At 58.2% G+C, this 20,615-nt stretch carries 13 protein-coding genes; 6 read left to right on the top strand and 7 right to left on the bottom strand.

Annotated features, from left to right (window positions below; genetic code table 11):
• Nucleotides 1–41 precede the first annotated feature (41 nt).
• Entirely contained in the window at nucleotides 42–1,214 is a 1,173-nt protein-coding gene (locus HK23_RS12395) for an alpha/beta hydrolase family protein (RefSeq protein ID WP_086654195.1), read from the bottom strand.
• Between the two features lie 117 nt (nucleotides 1,215–1,331).
• Here HK23_RS12395 and HK23_RS12390 point away from each other — a divergent pair, with 117 nt between their 5' ends.
• Nucleotides 1,332–2,312, top strand: a complete 981-nt coding sequence (locus tag HK23_RS12390; RefSeq protein WP_086654194.1) for an AraC family transcriptional regulator — start codon at nucleotides 1,332–1,334, stop codon at nucleotides 2,310–2,312.
• On the opposite strand, the gene HK23_RS12385 is transcribed toward HK23_RS12390, so the two are convergent.
• Nucleotides 2,258–3,769, bottom strand: a complete 1,512-nt coding sequence (locus HK23_RS12385) for a peptide MFS transporter (protein WP_086654193.1) — start codon at nucleotides 3,767–3,769, stop codon at nucleotides 2,258–2,260. The genes HK23_RS12390 and HK23_RS12385 overlap by 55 nt on opposite strands.
• A 270-nt stretch (nucleotides 3,770–4,039) precedes the next feature.
• Between HK23_RS12385 and HK23_RS12380 the strand changes: the two genes are divergently transcribed.
• The 3 genes from HK23_RS12380 (at nucleotide 4,040) to HK23_RS12370 (ending at nucleotide 10,101) form a co-directional block, all read left to right on the top strand.
• The gene (locus HK23_RS12380) at nucleotides 4,040–6,865 is read left to right on the top strand and encodes a DUF5695 domain-containing protein (RefSeq protein ID WP_256940189.1); all 2,826 of its coding nucleotides are present in this window, start codon (nucleotides 4,040–4,042) and stop codon (nucleotides 6,863–6,865) included.
• A gap of 70 nt (nucleotides 6,866–6,935) precedes the next feature.
• A complete protein-coding gene (locus HK23_RS12375; protein WP_086654192.1) occupies nucleotides 6,936–9,335 on the top strand; it encodes a glycoside hydrolase family 127 protein in 2,400 nt (799 codons plus the stop codon).
• A 106-nt stretch (nucleotides 9,336–9,441) separates the two neighbouring features.
• Nucleotides 9,442–10,101: a GntR family transcriptional regulator gene (locus HK23_RS12370; RefSeq protein WP_086654191.1), complete on the top strand. Its 660-nt coding sequence runs from the start codon at nucleotides 9,442–9,444 to the stop codon at nucleotides 10,099–10,101.
• Between the two features lie 29 nt (nucleotides 10,102–10,130).
• On the opposite strand, the gene HK23_RS12365 is transcribed toward HK23_RS12370, so the two are convergent.
• The 5 genes from HK23_RS12365 to HK23_RS12345 are packed head-to-tail and all read right to left on the bottom strand — an operon-like array spanning nucleotide 10,131 to nucleotide 17,507.
• Nucleotides 10,131–11,690: an APC family permease gene (locus HK23_RS12365; protein WP_086654190.1), complete on the bottom strand. Its 1,560-nt coding sequence runs from the start codon at nucleotides 11,688–11,690 to the stop codon at nucleotides 10,131–10,133.
• Nucleotides 11,691–11,733: 43 nt separating this feature from the next.
• Nucleotides 11,734–13,293 (bottom strand): aldehyde dehydrogenase (NADP(+)), encoded by a 1,560-nt coding sequence (locus tag HK23_RS12360; RefSeq protein ID WP_086654189.1) that lies wholly within the window; start codon nucleotides 13,291–13,293, stop codon nucleotides 11,734–11,736.
• A gap of 9 nt (nucleotides 13,294–13,302) precedes the next feature.
• A complete protein-coding gene (locus HK23_RS12355) occupies nucleotides 13,303–14,556 on the bottom strand; it encodes an NAD(P)/FAD-dependent oxidoreductase (protein WP_256940188.1) in 1,254 nt (417 codons plus the stop codon).
• Entirely contained in the window at nucleotides 14,553–16,319 is a 1,767-nt protein-coding gene (locus tag HK23_RS12350; protein ID WP_086654188.1) for an aminopeptidase P family protein, read from the bottom strand. Before HK23_RS12350 ends, HK23_RS12355 begins: the two co-directional genes overlap by 4 nt.
• 30 nt (nucleotides 16,320–16,349) lie before the next feature.
• Nucleotides 16,350–17,507, bottom strand: coding sequence for a M24 family metallopeptidase (locus HK23_RS12345; RefSeq protein WP_086654187.1), 1,158 nt, complete (start codon nucleotides 17,505–17,507; stop codon nucleotides 16,350–16,352).
• Between the two features lie 246 nt (nucleotides 17,508–17,753).
• Between HK23_RS12345 and HK23_RS12340 the strand changes: the two genes are divergently transcribed.
• Both HK23_RS12340 and HK23_RS12335 read left to right on the top strand, forming a co-directional pair.
• On the top strand, nucleotides 17,754–18,659 hold the full coding sequence (locus tag HK23_RS12340; protein ID WP_218777710.1) for a dihydrodipicolinate synthase family protein: 906 nt from the start codon (nucleotides 17,754–17,756) through the stop codon (nucleotides 18,657–18,659).
• Nucleotides 18,660–18,779: 120 nt separating this feature from the next.
• The gene (locus tag HK23_RS12335) at nucleotides 18,780–20,567 is read left to right on the top strand and encodes a DUF885 domain-containing protein (protein ID WP_086654186.1); all 1,788 of its coding nucleotides are present in this window, start codon (nucleotides 18,780–18,782) and stop codon (nucleotides 20,565–20,567) included.
• The last annotated feature ends 48 nt before the right edge of the window (nucleotides 20,568–20,615 follow it).

Raw genomic sequence — 20,615 nt, 5'->3', positions numbered from 1 at the left:
AAGGCGGAAGGGTGTTCTGCCCCCTCCGCCTTTTATGTGTTTTAAGAGAATTTACGAACCATCCAGCTAAAGACGCTCGCATGCCAGAGGGTTTGTGCTCCAAGCTGGCAGTGTTCCGCGCCGCCTGACGCGACATCATACACAACGGTTTCAACCGATTTGGCCCGGATGCAGGCTTTACTGAAGTCTTCCGCTTGCGTGGCCGGGATGAAGTGATCGTGCTCACCCACCAGAGTCAGCACATCTGCCGTAATGTTCCCCGCAACACCAGCCAGAGAGTAGGCCGAAAGGGTTTTAACGGCGTCTTCCATGGAGGAGACGCCAAGCGTCCACATTGCATTGTCGATCGCCCATTTGATGTCCGGGTTGTTCAGTGCTTCAGGGTTCCCCGCATGCGTGGCGTAGCGTTGTGCAATGCTGCCAGCATCAAAGAAAACATCATACGCCACAACGCCGCTGATACGCTTATCAAATGCGGCAACGCGCGGGGCGAAATAGCCGCCAAGGCTCATGCCGATCAGCACGGTTTTTTCTGGCTTGAAGTAGGTGGTTTCAAAATAGTCCAGAACGGCACCAGTCGGTTTTTCCCATTCCGGCGTAAACTTCAGCCCATACTGGCGCAGTACGCCGCCCTGACCGGGGCCTTCATATGTCAGCACCGCGTAGCCACGATCATACGCCGCTTTGGCGATGACGAAATACAGCTCTTCCAGCGTGGAATCATACCCGCCGCACAGAACGATCAGTGGCTTTTTCTGCCAGCCGTCCGGGCCGGGGTAGAAAATGCCGCGGAGCTTCCCGCTTTCATACGGCACGGTAAAGCGCTCGTGGGCAATGCCGGAGAGTTCCAGCCCTTTATCAAAGGCGGCAATCTGCCGGTCCCATGCCAGAGGGCGGCGCGGGTCCTGCGGGGCCAGCAGGAATTCTGCCGTGCGCCAGTAATTATGCGCCCGGAGCCAGGACTGGCCGCAGCTCAGCGGGTCGGCGCAGCTGGGAATGCGGTCTTCCGTGCGGGTGGCAAGGGCGGAATAGGCCTCATACCAGCCATTGCTGTCTCCATCGGTAATCTGACTGATGGCCATCAGCACTTCGTTCAGGTCTGCACCGCCGGCGGCAATGTCATTCAGCGCGCGGAGGGTCTGGAAATGGAAGGTCTGATTTTTGAAGAAGTGGGACGTGCCCGTATCGGTGAGAGGTTGTGCAGGCTGATTCATTATAAAGCACTTTCCATTTGTGACGTGTCAGGAAAGGTAGGGAGCGCAGGAGGGTTGGCTTGACAAAATGCGCCAGTTTTTTGACATTTTACGCCAGACTAAAAGGATGGCTGACTCATGGTGACACCGCTTGATGCTGTTCTGGGAGCAGCCGTGCAGGCCGGGTGCCTGACCCGTACAGAGCAGGAGCGGATGCTGGAGCAGGCTGAGGCGTCCCGGCAGCAGCACAGGCTTTCTATCTGGCAGATGATGGTTACGATCTGGGGCGTTTTGCTGGACCGGAATAATGCGGACCATGGTTTAGGCATTGCGCTGGCGCTATACACAAGGCCGCAGGATTTTGGTCTGGTGGGAGCGTTGGTCTGCCAGTGCGAAAGTCTGCTGGATGGATACAGCATGGTGGGGCGTTATAGCCTGCTGCTACATCCGGATATTGCCATTCATGTCATCAGGCATCCGCGCACTGTGGAAGTTCGCTACACGCTGGCACGACCAGACCCGAGAGTGCCAAAGGCTATTCTTGAAGCAGGCCAGTTGTGGGCCTTAACCAATCTGGCACGCCTTCCCAAAGAAGCTCTGGGGGCAGAGGTTACGCCCCTTTGTGCGGAGTTTGCCTGCACCACGCCGCGGCCCGGCTTATGGCAGGCGGCGGAAGAGGTGCTGGGGTGCCCGGTGCGGTTTGGACAGAAGCATTTTCGGATTTTGTTTGACCGTACAGAAATGGAGCGCCAGCGTGAGCTGAGCCCTCGTCCGGGTCGTGATTATCTGGAAGAACTGGCCCGGCGCATGGAAGCCGAGGTACCTGTGTCCGCCAGTATGGCCGAGCAGGTTGCACGTGCGGTGCGCGAACGCCTTGGGACACCCTGCATGACGATACCTCAGATTGCCTCGGCTCTCGGGGTTTCTGTGCGGACTTTACAGCGGCGGCTGTCAGCAGAGGGTCAAAGTTTCCGCAGTCTTGTGGATGGTGTGCGCCGGACGGAAGCCGAGCGCCTGTTACAGGCAGGGCAACACACTAAAGGGCAGATTTCCTACCGTTTGGGTTATGCTGAACAATCCGTGTTTGCTCGCACACTGAAGCGCTGGGCCACGGCCTGATGGCGGTTTTCCATATGGTTAAGCATACGGGCCAGAAGGAGTGCGATGCTCACCAGCCCAAGGCCGCATAGGCCCAGCGTGCCAAACAGTGTTTCATAGTGGTGGTTTTGCAGAGGGGCAGTATTGGCCGGGGGCGTGGCAAAACTCGCGATTTCACTGCCCAGATACATGCCTGCGCCCACTGTGAGGTAATAGGCCCCCACCATCAAGCCATTCAGACGTGCAGGAGCATAACGCGCAATAACCGCAAGCCCCAGGCCGCCAATCAGCAATTCAGCCGTTGCAAGGGCAAAATAGCCACCCAGCATAGGCCATGCGCTTGTCAGGCCGGAGCCTGCAAGGCGCGTGCCACCCCACCAGATGAAAAATGCCAGCGCCACAAAGCCAAATCCCACAGCGAATTTTGTGGGGAGGTAGAGATCCCGGTTCCGGCTGGCAAGCGCATGGTAGAGTTTGGCCAGAAGGGGGCTGAGAAGAATGATGAAAATCGGGTCCAGTGCCTGAAACTGGGCGGCTGAGAGGGCAAACAGGGGATGGCCCAGAATGCGGAACGTACCGTCCACATTAGTCAGGGCAAACAGGGTAAGGGACGTCTGCATCTGCTGGTAGAAGCAATAGAACGCAATGCTTTGCAGCAGCATGATCCCCATGGTGACGAGATTAAGCCGTTCTCGTGAGGTCGCCTTACGATACAGGGCGCCCCACAGAATAGTCACCAGTGCGAGGCAGCCAAACACGGCCAGCCGGGCGAGGGATGCGCTGGATAATACCTCCATGATGGTAAGTGTGCACAGACAAATGGCTGCGGCTCCCGCAACCGCCGGGCGCGGCAGGAGCGGGGCTTTGTCTGGCGCTGAACCGGTGTGACGCAGGGCATGCGTACGGGCGAGCAGAACGCCCAGAGCACAGGCCGGTCCTGCCACGCAGAGACCAAAAGCGGTAAAGGACCCTGCATAATCCCGCACCCATGGAATGCACAGCATGGAGAGGGCAGACCCGACATTGGCGGCCATATAGTAAAGTGTGAAGGCGGAATCCCGCTCCTGCGGATGCTCTTCATAAAGGCAACGGATAAGCTGCGCGGCGTTGGGTTTGAAAAGCCCGTTACCTGTCGCGGCCAGAGCCAGAGCCGGGACAAAAAGCCCGCGGTACACAGTGGAAAGTGCAAGAAGCCCATAGCCTGCACTTAGCAGAATGGCACCCAGCACAACGGTGCGGCGTGCGCCATACACCCGGTCTCCCAGCCACCCGCCCAGAAGCGGGGTGGCGTAAATCATGGCGGCAAAAGCGCCAACCAGCAGGTCCGCCCCCGTATCGGCCATGCCAAGCTGCTGCACCATGAACAGCAACAGAATGGCCTCCATGCCGTAAAACCCGGCGCGTTCTGCGGCTTCTGTCACCAGCAGTGTGAAAAAAGCGGAGCGTCGGGCGGTAAGGAGCTGTGTGTCAGGCTGCACAGAAGGGGTCCTTCACAATCACATACCCGGTGTTGCCGAGGGTAGGGCCGGGGTATGTGGAAGAATGGGGGAGTGTGCGATTTATTATTTCGTATACGATTATACAGATCAGATCAGTTCGGACAAGAAATTAGTCTGCAAAAATGGCTGAAATTTTCGGCAACCGACTTTCCATATCTTTTTAGGGTGTCTGCATAAAATCTACCCTTCAAAAGTAAAATAGTATACGATATATGCGTAGATATCCCTGTCATGAGAGGCTTCAGCACTGTGAGACGGCGTTTTTTTGGGAAAACTGGCGGCACGGTGAAGGTTCTCGCACGGCTTTCCTGCGTTTCCGCACTGACGACGTTGGGTGGGGCCTTGTTGCCACTGGAGGCTTTTGCGCAGGCAGGGGCGTCCAGTCTGGAAGCGCAGTCTGCGCGGCAATGCACGACGGATGGGAACGTAAGGCTTTGCAGCGCAGGACCGTTTTTTATGCGGTTTCATGGTGCGGATGGCACGCTGCGGTCTCTTGCCGCCAGCTCGGATAAAGAGGCCGACTATCTGCTCTGGCGTCTGGAAGGACGACGGCAGGGAAATGGCTTTGCACATCTGGGGGATATTGATTTTCGGCTCAGAACCGAAGGCGCGGCTGGTTGGAAAGATTTTTCCTCATGGCATGTAAAACGGCCTGTGCAGCGCCTGCCTTCAGGGGGCGATGTGCTGCGGCAGGATGATATCACTGCCTCTTTGGGGACGGGCTTTCCGTTGCGTGTGCGTCGTGTATGGAGGCTTTCGGGGCAGGATCTGGTTTTACAGTTTTCCATAGCCAATCCCGGCAAGCAGGCAGTGCAGGTCGGTGGTATGGGGTTCCCGCTGGTTTTTGGAAACGATTTTACTGACGAAACACTGGATGACGCCCACAAGCACGAGGTGTTTGTGGACCCGGCCATCGCACGGGATGGCGGCTATATTCAGGTCGCGCGCATGAATGGTGCCGGGCCGGTGTTGTTGGGAATGCCCGAAGGGCGCACGCCGCTGGAAGTGTATCGTCCTTTGGTGGAACCGTCTGCCGGAGGGGTAGGGATAACGGATGTGCTGGCAGAGGCCACACCGCGCAGCCAGACTTTTGAAGGCTTTTATGACTGGATGCCAGTCAGCGGTGGTTTTGCTGGTCAGGAATGGCAAAAAGCGGGAGGCCAATGGAATGCGCCTACGCAATTCACCTTACAGCCCGGTGAAACACGCACGTTTGGCCTGAGGTTTGCGTTTGCGCCGAACGTGCGCGGCATTGAACAGACACTTGCGGCCCATGCACGGCCTGTTGCTGTCAGCCTGCCGGGCTATGTGGTGCCTGAAGATTTGCCCGCAACGCTGTATCTTCAGTCTGCGCAGGCTGTGCAGTCTTTTTCCGTAGAGCCAAAAGGGGCGCTTAGCATCAGTCCGGAGGGTGCCCACGGCGTCTGGCAGCGGTATAGGGTGGACGGCAAAATATGGGGTCGGGCGCGGCTCTCCGTCACCTATGCGGATGGCAGCGTGCAGACGCTGAGCTATTTCGTCACCAAATCCGCTCATACGGCCGTGGCGGATATGGGCCGTTTTCTATTTTCCGAGCAATGGTATCAAAACCCCTCAGATCCGTTTCATCGTAGTCCGTCGATCATGACGTTTGATCGGGAGGCAGGACACATCATCACGCAGGACCCGCGTGTCTGGATTGCCGGTTTGAGTGACGAGGGTGGAGCCGGGAGCTATGTGGCGGCGGCTATGAAGGAGCTGGATAATCCAGAGCCGCAGGAAGTTGCAAAGCTGGAGCAGTTTGCGAATGAAACTGTTGTCGGGCAGCTTCAGGTCGCCTCCGGCCCAACAGAAGGCGGGGTGCGAAAAAGCCTGTTCTATTATGACCCTGCACAGTTCCCGGATTATTATAATGCGGCAGAAAACTGGAAAACATGGGCATCATGGTCTCGCCAGAAAGCGGCGGATATTGGCCGGGCGTATAACTATCCGCATGTCGCTATCGTGCATTGGGTTTTATATCGGCTGGCGCGGAACCATACGGGGCTGGTGCAGCAGCATGATGCGAACTGGTATCTGCATAAAGCGGCCGTTACCATAACTGCAATGATGCAGCAGGCTCCCTATTACACGCAGTATGGCCTGATGGAAGGCGATGTATTTGTTGAAATCCTGAAGGATCTGAAACGGGAAAACCTGACAGAAGAAGCTCAGACGATCGAAAATCTGATGAAAAAGCGTGAGACCGTCTGGAAAAGCCAGCGTTACCCTTATGGGAGTGAAATGGCGTGGGATTCCACCGGTCAGCCTGAAGTCTATGCCTGGCTCCGCTATTTTGGTGATGTGGCACAGGCGGACGAAACACGGGATGCCATTCTGGCGTATGATCCTGCTTTGCCTAGCTGGGGCTATAATGGCAACGCCCGGCGCTACTGGGATTTTCTTTATGCCGGTAAAATTGCCAGAATAGAGAGGCAAATCCACCATTACGGCTCTGCATTGAATGCGGTTCCGCTTTTCTCGGCGTTTCAGGCGCAACCCACAGATTTTTATATGCTGCGTGTGGCGTATGGTGGGCTGATGGGGGCTTTGACCAATATTGACCAAAAAGGCTTTGGATCTGCGGCCTTCCATTCTGCGCCCGATGTCATGCGGTTTGATGCGTATTCCGGGGATTATGGCATGGGCTTTTATGGTCATGCGCTGGCAACACAGGTTGATGTTGTCAAACATCCTGACTTCGGCTGGCAGGCTTTTGGTGGTCTGTTGCGTGAAGAGGGTGATGGCAGCGTGACCATTACGCCTAAAGACAGTGCCAGAACCCGCATTTTTGTGGCGGATGCAGGGGTGTTCCTCACGCTGGAAAGCGGGAAGTTTGAGAGTGTTCACTATAATCCGGCCTCTCACGACATGGATATCACGCTGGCGCCTGCAGAAAGCTGGACCCCGGTGGCGCGGCTGCGTGCCGAGTATCCTGCGGGTGCGCCAATGCATATCTACGGCGTAAATCCTGTGGCTCCAAAGGTGCGGGATGCGTGGGAAGTGCCTTTGCATAACACTCCAACAGGTCTGCATTTGCAGGCGATGAGCCCCTGATCAGTATCGGGCTTCAAGACTCTTATTCAGAAAACAGGAAGCGTTTTTAAAACGACGTGAGGAAAAGACGATGGAGATGAGACTAAACAGGCGCTTCCTGCTGGCGAGTGTTGCTCTGGGTGGGGCTGCGTCCGTTTTGCCGGGGGCACGACAGGCGCTTGCAGCGCGCGGGCCAAGGGGTGTTTTGGCTGGAGAGAGTGTGACACCTATACCCCTTCAGGATGTTCGCTTGTTGCCGTCTCACTGGCTCGATGCGGTTGAGAGTAATCGGGCTTATCTTCTTAGCCTGAGCGCAGACCGTTTGCTCCACAACTTCCGCGTGCAGGCTGGGCTGTCCCCCAAAGGGGAAGTGTATGGCGGCTGGGAGAATGACACGATTGCAGGGCATACGCTGGGTCATTACCTCTCCGCTCTTGCCCTGATGTATGCGCAGACAGGCGATGCCGAATGCCGCAGCCGGGTGGCCTATATTGTGCAGGAACTGGCGACGGTTCAGGATAAATGGGGCGATGGGTATGTGGCCGGCTTCACCCGTAAGGAAAAAGACGGCACGATTACAGACGGGAAAAGAATTTTTGCCGAAATGGAAAAAGGCGATATTCGGTCAGGTGGGTTTGACCTGAACGGAGCCTGGTCTCCTTTATATAATATCCACAAAACTTTTGCGGGTTTGTTTGATGCGCAAACCTATTGTCAGAACCCCAACGCGCTGACTGTTGCAGTGAAACTGGGCAGTTTTTTTGAAGCCTTTTACAGCAAGCTGACAGACGCACAGCTGCAAAAAGTTCTGACCTGTGAATATGGCGGCCTGAACGAGAGCTTTGCCGAACTGGCAGCCCGCACAGGGGATGCAAAGTGGCTGCGTCTGGCAAAACGCACCTATGACCGGCCCGTGCTGGACCCGTTGATGGCCCGACAGGATGATCTGGCTAATCGCCATGCCAATACGCAAATCCCCAAACTGATTGGGCTGGGGCGGATTGCAGAAGTCAGCCGGGATGCGCGCTGGCAGGTTGGCCCGCGCTTTTTCTGGCAGGCGGTCACGCAGCATCATAGTTATGTAATTGGCGGGAATGCGGACCGGGAATATTTCTCGGAACCGGATACCATTTCTCAGCATATTACCGAGCAGACCTGCGAGCATTGTAATACCTACAATATGCTCAAACTGACACGGCAGCTTTATACATGGCAGCCGGACAGCACACTGTTCGACTACTACGAGCGCGCCCATCTGAACCATGTTCTGGCGGCACACGACCCGCAGACGGGGCTGTTTACCTACATGACGCCAACTATCACCGCGGGCGTGCGCGAGTGGTCTACCCCGACGGACAGCTTCTGGTGTTGTGTCGGCACGGGGATGGAGAGCCATGCCAAGCATGGAGAGTCCATCTGGTGGCAGGGGGCAGAGACGCTTTTTGTGAATCTCTACATTCCCTCTCAGGTGCAGTGGGCGCGTAAAGACGTGTCCTGGCGGATGGAAACCCGTTATCCGTATAACGGGCAGGTTACTCTGAAGGTTGAGGCTATAAAAGCGCCAGCGACGTTCCGGCTGGCGCTGCGGGTGCCGGGCTGGGTCAAAGGGGATCTGAGCCTCACCGTGAATGGCCAGAGTGTTCCCGCTACGCCTTCAGGCGGTTATCTGGTCCTCAATCGAACTTGGCATGCGGGGGATACGGTGGCGCTGACGCTCCCTCTGGCATTGCGCACAGAAACGCCGGTTGAGGCCCCTCATCTTGTCTCCCTCCTGCATGGACCGATGGTTCTGGCGGCTGACCTTGCGAGTGCTGAAGGGCCTTATGATGCCATGGACCCGGCGCTTGTAACCTCAGATGTCGTGCGGGATATGGCACCCGTTGCAGGGCAGGAAGCTGTCTATCGCACCACGCAGGCAGGAAGGCCCGCGCAGCTTGAGTTCAAGCCGTTTTATGCGCAGTACAAGCGCCGGAGTGCTCTGTATCTGCGGTGTTTTTCAGAAAGCGAATGGCATCAGGAAGAAGGTGTGTATCGCAAGGAACAACGCCGCCAGAAAGATATTGCAGCCCGAACGATTGATGTCATCCATCTTGGGGAGATGCAGCAGGAGCATGACCATGGCCTGCGGGCGGATGGCTCCTGGCCACTGGTGTATCGTGGCCGGAACGGGCGGGATCTGCGGTCTGGTGGGTTTATGGAATTTACCCTGAAGGCCAAACCGGGACCGCTTGTTTTGCAAACGACTTTGTGGAGCAAGGATGTTCCCCGCACACAGGGGACGCGTATTCTGGTCAACGGCAAGCCTCTTTCCAGCCTGAGCTGGCCTACGGAAATGCCTGCGCGGTTTGTGGAGGTGGAGGCGGCCATTCCGGAAGCCTGGACACAGGGCAAAGATACGCTGACTGTGCGGATCCTGCCCGGTGGGTCACGCTCCAACGGACCGTTCTTTGGGGTGCGCCTGCTGGCTGCGGGGCAGAAAAGCTCTCAGTAAGGGAGCTGTGATTGTCTGCCATCTTGTGCCTGTCGGTTGTTTCGGGCGGGGGAATGGCCTAGCTATATAAACAAGATCTGAGCGATAGAAGTGAAGTTTACATAGTATGATCACCCCCCAGAAGACGCGGCTTGTTTCGCGGTCCATTTCTGACCAGCTTTATGACGTTCTCCGTGAGCAAATTCTGAACGGAGAGGTGGGGGAAGGTGAGCCAATCCGTCAGGACGGCATTGCTGCCGAATTTGAGATCAGCAAAATTCCGGTGCGTGAAGCTCTGGTGCGCCTGCAACAGGATGGCCTCGTCTCCCTGCATCCCAAACGAGGATTTTTTGTCACCCCGCTAACGCGTAAGGAGGCGGAGGACGTCTTTCATCTGCGCTTGCTGATTGAGCCTGAGGCGACGGCCCTTGGAGCCCAGAGTGCTACGGAAGAGGATGCAAAGAAGGCGCAGGCCTGTCTGGAAGAGCTTGAAAGTGCAGTAGCACGGCAGGACCCGCAGCGCGGGGTGTATAACCGACTGTTCCATCTGGCTCTGGTGGAGCCTGCCGCAGGCCCCACGACCATTCACGTGCTGACCCTGCTGAACGTGACGGCGGACCGTTATGTGCGTTTTCACATGCACATGCAGGATATTGATACCCGCGCTAATCAGGAACATCGGGACCTGATGGCCTGCTGGCTGGCGGGGAACAAGCGTGAGATTGAAAAGCTGATGCGCAAACATATCCAGACCACACTGGATGATCTGCGCGGCGCGCTGAAATAGAACCCCGTCGTTAAGAATTTAAGCGGGGATCAGGCGGATTTTTCTGCCTGATTCTGCAGGCCGCAGCGCGCGGCCCAGTGGTGAATGATCAGCGCGAACACGACGACAGCCACATCGTCCCATACGTGGTTCAGCAGACCGACACCCTGAAAAGGGCCGCACCAGGACAGAGCCAGCAGCCCCACAAAATAAGCAGGCATCCAGAGGCTGCTGCGCAGTTCCTGTGTCCACTCTGCGTGGGAGAGGCCGCGGCGGGCAACGGCCATGAAAATACCTGTCAGAACCAGCAGGGCGGGCATCAGCCAGCAGAGCGTGGTCCAGCCTGTCCAGATGACAATCAGGGACGCAATGGCAAAAGCCAGCGGCGAGAGCAGGCTGAAGTAAGGCAGACGGAAAGGGCGGTGGAGGTCAGGCTGAGAGCGCCGCAGCGCTGCGGCAGACGTGGGAGCCATGGCATAGCTCAGCATGAGGGCGGAGGAGACCACCCCGATAAGCGCCTGCCATGAGGGGAACGGAAGAGTCCAGAAAAGGGCAAGGCCGAAGGTCAGCAGCAACGCTTTGTCGGGCACACCACGCTTGGTGTTCATACGCTGGAACAGCGGGAAAAACGTACCACTTTTGGACCAAGCGTAAACGACGCGGGCCGTGGCGGACATGTAGATATTACCGGTCCCGGTGGGGGACAGAATGGCATCTGTCACCACCATAAGAGCCAGAAAGCTCAGCCCAAGCTGCACGGCAATATCGTGAAACGGCAAGGCAAGGCGGGTGGCAATGCCGTTCCAGCCCTCCGTCAGCAGGTTAGCGGGCAACGCGCCGATAAACGCTGTTTGCAGCAGAAGATAAACCAGCATGGCCAGCGAGATGGAGGCGACCAGTGCGATGGGAATAGTGCGCTGCGGGTTTCGCACCTCACTGGCGACGGACAGAATGGGCGTCAGGCCGAGATAGGCAAAAATGACGCCGCCGGCGGAAATGGCTGTCTCCACTCCCTGAAAGCCATGTGGTGCAAAGCCATGCAGGCTGAAATTACCGGGGTGCATGTAGGCCAGCAGCAGCACGATAACCAGCGTCGGCACCAGAAACTTGAAGACGGTGACGATGTTATTGATGAGCGCAAAGCTGCCAATGCCGCGCCGGTTGATGGCATAGAGCACAACCATAATTGTAAACTGTACCAGCCATCCGGCCAGAGTGGGGTCACCGCTGGCATTGCGGGACAGGCCGCCTATCCATGCATCGGCGTATTGGCGAGCGGCGACAATCTCGATGGAAATGAGGCTGGAGAAAGCAATGGTGGTCATTGCCCCGGTCAGAAAGGCAGCGGTGGACCCGTGGGCTTGCTCGGGGTAGCGCACCACGCTGCCCGCCAGAGGTAAGGCAGCGCCGAGTTCGCAATAGACCAGCCCGATTAGCAAAACGGCGACACCGCCGATGAGCCATGAAACGATGCTGGCAGGGCCAGCCATATCCGCCACATGGGCAGCGGCAAACAGCCAGCCCGAGCCGAAGATGGACCCAAAGCCGATCATGGTCAGGTCAAACAGACCAAGGCGTTGCTTGAAGTGGCCTGACTCATCATGCGGCATGAAGGGCTCCTGTCATCAGTCGAAGGGCTGGCTGGTGGGGGCTTTATTTATCGGTCTGGCGCGGCAGGCCGAGGGGATTGGTGCTGCGCAGACCGGCGGGAAGAAAGGCGTCCGGCAGATCCTGATAGCACACCGGGCGCAGGAAGCGCTCAATGGCCGCAGTGCCGACGGACGTGCTGCGTGGGTCTGTTGTGGCGGGGAAGGGGCCGCCATGCACCATGGCAGCGCACACTTCCACACCCGTCGGCCAGGCATTAGCGAGAATGCGGCCGACCTTGCGCTCCAGAACCGGCATCAGCGCCTGAGCGACGGCAATATCGCCGTCTTCCAGATGCAGCGTGCCTGTCAGCTGGCCTTCAAGGCTGCGCGTCAGGGCGAGCAGGGTGTCCAGATCCGGGCAGGCAACAATCAGGGAGCAGGAGCCAAAAATCTCATGCTGCATGACCGGGTCTTGCATAAAGCTTTCGGCATCCGTGGTGAACACGGCGGCCTGACAGCTCGAAGCATCGCCCTTCGGCCCACGGCCCAGCAGAGACACACCCGGCCGCCCGGCCAGTGTTTCCACGCCTGCATCGTAAGAGGCATGGATGGACTGGGTCAGCATGGTGGGAGCCGGGGCGGTTTTAAGAGCCTCTTGCGCGCTCTGGCAGAAACGATCCAGATCCGGGCCGCTCAGAGCCAGAATGAGGCCCGGATTGGTGCAGAACTGTCCAGCGCCCATCGTCAGGGAGGCGATGAAGGCAGCGCCAAGGCTCTCGGCGTTGGTCTTAAGCGCCTCCGGCAGCAGATAGACGGGGTTGATGCTGCTCATTTCTGCATAAACGGGCACCGGAATCGGGCGGGCGGCGGCAATCTTGCTGAGGGCAAGGCCACCGGCGCGGGAGCCGGTATAACCGACCGCCATAATGGCCGGGTGTTTGACCAGTTCGGCCCCCAGCGCATAATCCGGGCCACCGACGAGCGAGAATGTGCCTTCCGGCAGGCCACATTTCTTCACGGCGGACTGAATGGCGCGGCCAACCAGCTCACTGGTGCCGGGGTGAGCCGGATGTGCCTTGACGACCACCGGGCAGCCAGCCGCAAACGCGGATGCGGTATCCCCCCCGGCGACGGAGAAAGCCAGCGGGAAGTTGCTGGCGCCAAACACGGCAACCGGGCCGACGCCAATGCGGATCTGGCGCAGGTCTGCACGCGGCATGGGTTTGCGGTCGGGCAGGGCTTCGTCAATCCGGGCATCAAGGCAACGTCCGGCCTGCAGTTCCCGCGCAAACATGCGGAGCTGCCCCATGGTGCGGCCCCGTTCACCCGTCAGGCGCGGCAGAGGGAGGCCGGTTTCAGCGTTGGCGCGATCCAGCAGAGCCTGACCAATGGCTTCAATTTCATCCGCAACGCAGTCAAGGAATTGCGCACGGGCTTCCGGCGTCGTGGCGCGGAAGGTGTCAAAGGCTTCATCAGCCAGAGTGCAGGCCGTGCGGACATCGTCGGTCGTTGCGCAGGAAAAGGCTGTATCCAGTGTTTCACCTGTTGCCGCATTGAGGGCCTGAAAGGTCTCGGGGCGAGTGATCGTATTCTGTCCGATCAGAAGAGCGCCTGTCAGAGTCATTAGGTTTCCTTATTTCGAAGAGCCGGAGCGCAGGCCGAACCTGTCCGGGCTGAAAGCTGTGGGGAGGGGAGCGCCACGCAGGATATGCGCGCTCAGCACGTCCGCAGTGACAGGCCCGAGGGTCAGGCCCAGATGGTTGTGCCCATAGGCCGCAACAATGCGCGGCGCATGGCGGAACGTGCCCAGAGCAGGCAGGTAATCCGGCAGCGTGGGGCGGGAGCCATGCCAGCGGGCAAAGGAGGAGGCGACGGGTAAGCCCAATGCACGCACATGGGCTTCCAGTTGTTCCCACTTGCGCGGGTCTGGCGCGGAGGCATCCCGCGTGAACTCAACAAAAGATGTTGCGCGCAGGCGGCTGCCAAAGCGGGTGACGACTACGGCGCGGTCTTCAAAAACCGCATTCGGCAGTGTCCATTGGCCGCCGTGGTCCCATTCCACATGGTACCCGCGTTCCGCCACCAGCGGTACAGCGACGTCTGGCAGCAAACCACCAGAGCGCACCCCGCAGGCTACGACAACGCGGTCTGCGGTGAGATCCCCTTGCGTGGTGCTGACCCGGACAGTTTCTGTCTCCGGCGTGATCTTCACCGCACGGGCAGTCAGATGCGTGCCACCGGCTGCGATAAACCGCGCCAGAAGAGCATCCAGCACGTCACGCGGGTTAGTGATGTGCGCCGTGCCTGCAAAATGCACGCCTGCTTTAACGGGGGTGCCGAGGGCCTGATTGAACGCAGCAAGCTGCGCAGCATTCAGGGGCGCGGTGGTTGCCGGGCCGTGGTCCGTCTGGAGCGCACCTGTGGCTTTCTCTGCCGCGTTTGCGCCTTCCCAGAGTTTGACCACACCGCGCAGGTCCAGAAGGTCTGGCCGGTCCAGTGCTTTGGTCAGCCTTTCCCATGCGGGCAGTGCGTTGAGCATCAGGCCCCGCAAGGCGGCATCGCCCCGCTGCACAGTGCCGGGCAGACAGGCGCGCAGAAAGCGGAAAGACCAGGGGAGCCACGCGGACGCGGAGCCCCAGTCCAGCGCTACGGGGCCACGCGGGAAGTGGTCAGAGAGCACGCGGGTGGCCGTGGCAAGGCGGGACAGAACCTGCACCTGCTCCGTCGCAATATGTCCGGCGTTGCCCCATGAGGGCGGGGCGGTGTCCGGCTCAGCAATCAGCGTGACGGCGCACCCCTGTTCCTGAAGGCGCAGGGCGCAGGTGCGTGCAATAATGCCGCCACCCAGCACAAGAACGGAACGGGGAGGGGGAAGTGTGGCTGTCATAGCGGTGCGCAGGCCCGTTGCAGCCAGTCGCGCTCCCTGGGGGCAAGATGGGGGCCGATCTGCTCCAGCACGCGGGCATGGTAGCTGTTCAACCAGTTGCGCTCCGTCTCTGTCAGGCGGTCCACAATGATGCCGCGGGTATCAATAGGGGCCAGCGTGAGGGTTTTAAAGCGGAGGTAGTCGCCTGTTTCGGTTTTATAGGCCAGACAGGTTTCCATCTGGTTTTCCAGCCGCATGCCGTGAGATCCGGGGGCGTAGAAACCCGGTTCGTTCGTCATCACCATATGCTCATGGAGCGGGTCCAGCACGGGGCGGCGGGTGAAGCCGAGTGGCCATTCATGCACGGACAGGCAACTGCCGACGCCGTGCCCTGCGCCGTGGTCAAAATCCAGCCCTTCTTTCCAGAGGGCCAGCCGGGCCAGAGGGTCCAGACGATAGCCATGTGTGCCAGCCGGGAAGGCAGCCTGATCCAGCGCGATCAGCCCCTGAAGCACGCAGGTATACTGTTTTTTCCAGTCCTCGGGTGGCGTGCCTGCACCCAGCCAGACAGTCCGGGTTACATCTGTTGTGGCGCAGGTATACTGGCCGCCGCTGTCAACCAGCAGAAAGGCATCGGCCTGCACTACGCTGCACTGTTCCGCCGTGGGGGCGTAGTGCATGATGGCGGCGTTGGGGCCAGAGCCTGCAATGGTGTGAAAGCTCGGGCCGATGCAGGTTTCTGCCTCGCGGCGCAGGGCCAGCAGATGGTCCGAAATAGCGGCTTCGGTTTTGCCGACGCCATGTGCTTCCACCCAGTACAGGAAACGGCATAGAGCAATCCCGTCCAGCAGATGCGCACGGCGCATGCCGTCCAGTTCTGCCGGGGTTTTGCAGGCCCGCGGCATCAGGCACGGGTCTGTGCCTTCTGCAAGTGTGGCCTCCACGTTTTTCAGAGTGCTGGCAAACCAGATGGGGCAGCGGGCCGGGTCCAGTCGCACGGTTTTTCCGTGCATGGTTTGCAAAATCTGTTCCATGTCCGCAGGCATGTGCACACGGACGGAGGTGCCGAGGTGGCTGCGCACGGCATCATCAATGCGGGCGATATCAATAAACAGATCCACCGTGGCATCCGCATGCAGGATGGCAAAGCACAGGGCGACCGGCAAAAAGGGCAGGTCCCGGCCACGAATATTCAGAAGCCATGCAATGCTGGTCGGGTCAGGCAGAATGACGGCATCCTGCCCGGCTTGACGGAGCATGTCCGCAATATCGTGAATTTTTACACTGTTTTCGCGCCCGGTGAGTGCCAGAGGCTGCGTGCAGACAGGTGTGGCTGGAGCTTTGGGGCGATCTGCCCAGATGCCATCGACAGGATTGCAGGGGAGGGCCACCATATGACAACCAGCCTGCTCCAGCGCCTCGATATCCCGAACGCTCACGCTGCGCGGGTCAAACCCGATAGATTTTCCGCGTGCATGTCGGGCCAGCCAGAGTGGTGGTAGCGTCTCATACATATGCTCGACAGACCAGAGGGACGTGTCCACCTGCTGGCGCATCTGCACCTGATAGCGCCCGTCAGAAAAAACGGCGGCCGTATTCGGCAGGACCAGCGCGAGCCCGGCGCTGCCGGTAAAGCCCGTCAGCCAGGCCAGTCGTTCGGCGCAGGCTGGCACGTATTCGCCAAGATGTTCATCGCCTCGGGGCAGGAAGAACCCGTCTACACCAAGGCCGGACAGAGCAGACCGAAGTGCCGTCAGGCGCTCTGAGGGGGAGGGAGAGGGCATGAGAGGTGTCCGTCTTTCTGGGTCAGATGTTCAGTTGAACGGGGCGGTGAAGCTGTGGGCGGGTTCGGTAAACCAGCGGGGACCGTCTTCCGTCATGTAGAAATGGTCTTCCAGCCGGATGCCGAATGTATCGGGGATGACGATCATCGGCTCATTGGACATGCAATGGCCGGCTTTGAGCGGGGTTGTGTTGCCGCGCACCAGATACGGGGCTTCATGAATGGACAGGCCAATGCCATGCCCGGTGCGGTGGGGCAGGCCCGGGAGTTTGTAATCCGGGCCAAGGTTATGGCGTTCCAACACCGCACGGGCGGCATCATCCACTGCATGGCAGGGTGCGCCAATTCTGGCGGCATTGAAGGCCGCATACTGCGCTTCCTTTTCAATGGCCCAGATCCGCGCCTGTTCCGGGTCAGGCTGGCCGAAGGCATAGGTGCGCGTGATATCGGAATGATACCCATCCAGACGGCAGCCGGTATCAATCAGAACAAGGTCGTTTTCTTCCAGAAGTTGATCTCCCGGAATGCCATGCGGGTAGGCGGTAGCGTGCCCAAACTGCACGGCACAGAAATAGGAACCATTATCCGCCCCCAAAGCTCGGTGGCGCATATCAATAAAACGGCGAATTTCACTGGCCAGAAGGCCCGGTTTCAAAAATGCATACGCCTCTTTGTGGACCTGTAGCGTGATAGCCATCGCGTGGGTGAGAAGCGCAATTTCCTCAGGAGATTTGCAGGCCCGCATGTTGGAAATCAGCCCTGCGTCATCTTCCAGCACAAGGTCAGGCCGCGCTTTGCGCATGGCGGTTACAAAACCAAAGCTGAAGTCCGGGTCCAGAGCAATGCGTGCGCCTGCGGTATAGGGTGCCAGAGCGCACAAGGCGGGGTTTTCATCTTCCTGCCAGGTTGCAATCTCCACATCCGTCCGCAGGCAGGCTTTAAGAGAGCCTGTTTCAAAATGCGGACAGACCACAACGGGCGTGCCGGTGCGGGGGATGATCAGTGCCACCAGTCGTTCCGTCGCATCCCACGGCACACCGGTGAAGTAACGCATGCTGTTGCCGGCATTCACGGCGAGCGCGTCCAGCCCTGCTTTTTCCAGCAGAGCCTGCACCGAGCGGATGCGCTGTGCGAAGGCGGCGCTGCTGATGGGGGCAGGTGGGGCAGGAAGAGGGGCTGTGGTGCTCATAAAAGGCGGCTCCAGACTCAAAAAATAGTCATTGCGTATACGATAAACGAATTTCAGATTGTGAGCAAGCAGCTCATTCTGGTTTTGGTATAAGACATTTATTCCTGTTTATAGCAGCAAAAGAACGAAGCGTGAGCAGATGAGTGTGCTTTTTTATCAAGAGGGCGAGGAGGATGCTTTACGGGTCACTACGATGGTGTTACGTATACGATAAACGAAACGAGAGCAGAGCAAGGAGGCTCACACATGGCACTGGAAATGACGTGGAAAGGTGTTTTTCCCGCAGTTACCACCCAGTTTAACGAAGACCTGTCCGTTGACCTGAAGGGCACGCAGAAGGTTATTGACGCGCTGATCAATGACGGCGTGCACGGTCTTGTCATGATGGGGACGTGTGGCGAGAACAATTCGCTCGAACCCGCAGAAAAAGTGGAGATTCTGGAAGCCGCGCGTGAAGTGGCCGGAACGCGCGCGCCACTGTTTGTTGGTGTCTCTGAAATGACAACCCCGCGTGCTGTGGCATTTGCCAAACAGGCTGCAAAAAGCGGTGCGGATGCGCTGATGGTTCTGCCGGCAATGGTCTATGTGCCCAAGCCGCATGAACTGGTTGCGCATTTCCGCGAAATTTCCAAAGCGACCGATCTGCCGATCATCATTTACAACAACCCCACGTCCTACCGTGTGAACGTGGAACTGGATGTTCTGGCTGAGCTGGAAGATTGCAAAACCATTGTCGGTCTGAAGGAAAGTTCTTCCGATACCCGTCGTTATACCGATGTCCCGAACCGTTTTGGTGATCGCTTCCTGATGATGGCGGGTCTTGATGACGTGGCGTTTGAAGGTCTGACACTGGGAGCAAAAGGCTGGATTTCCGGTCTGACCAGTGCCTTCCCGCAGGAATCTGTGGCGCTGGTGGAAGCCCTGCAGCGTGGTGATATTGAAACAGCTCTGCGCATTTACCGCTGGTTCATGCCGCTGCTGCATCTGGATGCTGCGCATGATCTGGTGCAGTCCATCAAGCTGGCTGAGCAGGTGATGGGCCGAGGCAGTGAGCTTGTCCGTTCCCCGCGTCTGCCGCTGGAAGGTGAGCGCCGCAAGCAGGTAATTGACATGGTGGAAGCCGCTGCTGCCAGCCGCCCAAAACTCGGCTGAGCCGGCTTTCCTTTCCAAACGGCTCCCTGCAAAGGGGGCCGTTTTTTTTGCTCTGTCTGCTTTTCGGGGTGCTGATTGCGCGCTTAGAGTGCCATAATTGAAAAGAAGGATTTTTGCATCATGCAGGTTCATCCCACGCGCTGTGTTACGGTTGTCAGACGTCTGGCTCTTATGGCGACGGCAGCCTTACTGAGTTGTGGCCCGCTTGCGCACGCGCAGGCGGCAGTCGATCCGTCTGCGACCAAAGCTTTTCAGGACCTTTATCAGCACGAGTGGGCATGGCGCATGGACCTTCAGGGCAGTTTGCCTGATGGAAAACCTTCAGCCCATCTCCCAAAAGTGGACCCGGCAACACAGCAGGCGCGTCAGGAAACATGGCGTAAAGCGCTGGCAGACCTGAATGCCATTCCCGTGCAAAGTCTTTCTGCGCAGGATCAGGTGAATTACGCTGTTTACAAACAACAGCTGACGGTTTTGCTGGATGATCAGAACTTGCAGGTCTGGCAAATTCCGTTTGATGCGGATTCCGGCTTCTGGAGTGATTTGCCTCCGTCCGATACGCCGTTCATCAAGGAACAGGATTATCGCGATTACATGAGCCGCCTGAATGAGACGGGGCGGTATTTTGCAGACGAAATTGCCGCCATGAAAGCCGGAATGGCGCGTGGTTTTGTGCAGCCGAAGCTGATTGTGGAGCAGCGGTTGCAGGATCTGGAAAAAATGGCGTCTGTTACGCCGGAAGACAGCGCATTTGCACCGCCCTTCAAGCATTTCCCGGAGGATATCCCCGCCAAAACGCAGGCGGCCTTGCGGCAGGATGGCCTGAATGCCATTCGGGAAACGGTCATTCCGGCTTATAAAACGCTTTATGCTTTCATGAAGGATGAGTATCTGCCGCATGCCCGTGCCTCACTCGCGGCGGAAGATCAGCCGGATGGAAAGGCATATTACCGCTCTCAGATCCGGGAATACACCACGCTGGATATGAGCCCGGATGAAATCCACAAAATTGGGATCAGGGAAGTTGCAGGCCTGCACAAGCAGATGCTTGGTGTGATGGCTGAAACGCATTTTAAAGGGGATTTTCCCGCTTTCCTGAAATTCCTGCGCACGGACCCACAATTCTACCCCAAAACGGGCGATGAATTGTTGAAAGATGCCGCATGGCTAGCCAAGCGGGTTGATGGCAAGGTGGGGGATATCATTGGCCGCCTGCCGCGTGGGCGCTTTACCATTGAGCCCGTCCCTGCAGACGTTGCCCCGGTTTATACGGCAGGCCGCGGTGGCCCGCACACTTATCTGGTGAATACGTATGACCTGCCATCCCGCCCGCTCTATGCGTTGCCTGCTCTGACACTGCATGAATCCTCCCCGGGGCATTCCTTGCAGTTGTCTCTGGCAGAAGAGCAGCCAGCAGTGCCGCCCTATCGCCGGTTCAACTATATTTCAGCCTACGGGGAAGGTTGGGCGCTGTACTGTGAATATCTGGGTAATGAAATGGGGATTTACGAAACGGCGTATGACCGGTTCGGTTATCTCTCCTATCAGGCCTGGCGTGCAGCGCGTCTGGTGGTTGATACCGGTCTGCATCATCTCCACTGGAGCCGGGAGCAGGCGCGGGCATATCTGCGTGAAAACACCGCGCTGTCCGAGCATGAGATTGATACCGAGGTTGATCGGTATATTGCATGGCCTGCTCAGGCGCTTTCTTACTATCTGGGTGAGTCTGATATCCGCCGCAACCGCGCACGGGCGGAAAAAGCGCTGGGCAAAGCGTTTGACCTGCGGGCTTTCCATGATGCTGTTCTGGCGACCGGTTCTGTCCCGCTGCCGGTGCTGGATGGCGCGATTGATCACTTTATCCAGACAGGCGGACGTTCTCCTTATGCCAGTGAGGGGGCGCAGTAACGCGCGAGTTTTGGGATAAATTTTTCTCTGAGTAGTCAGAGTGTAGGA

Source organism: Acetobacter malorum (genome assembly GCF_002153605.1).
Classification (GTDB): domain Bacteria; phylum Pseudomonadota; class Alphaproteobacteria; order Acetobacterales; family Acetobacteraceae; genus Acetobacter; species Acetobacter malorum_A.
This window is presented reverse-complemented; position numbering and strand designations above follow the sequence as displayed.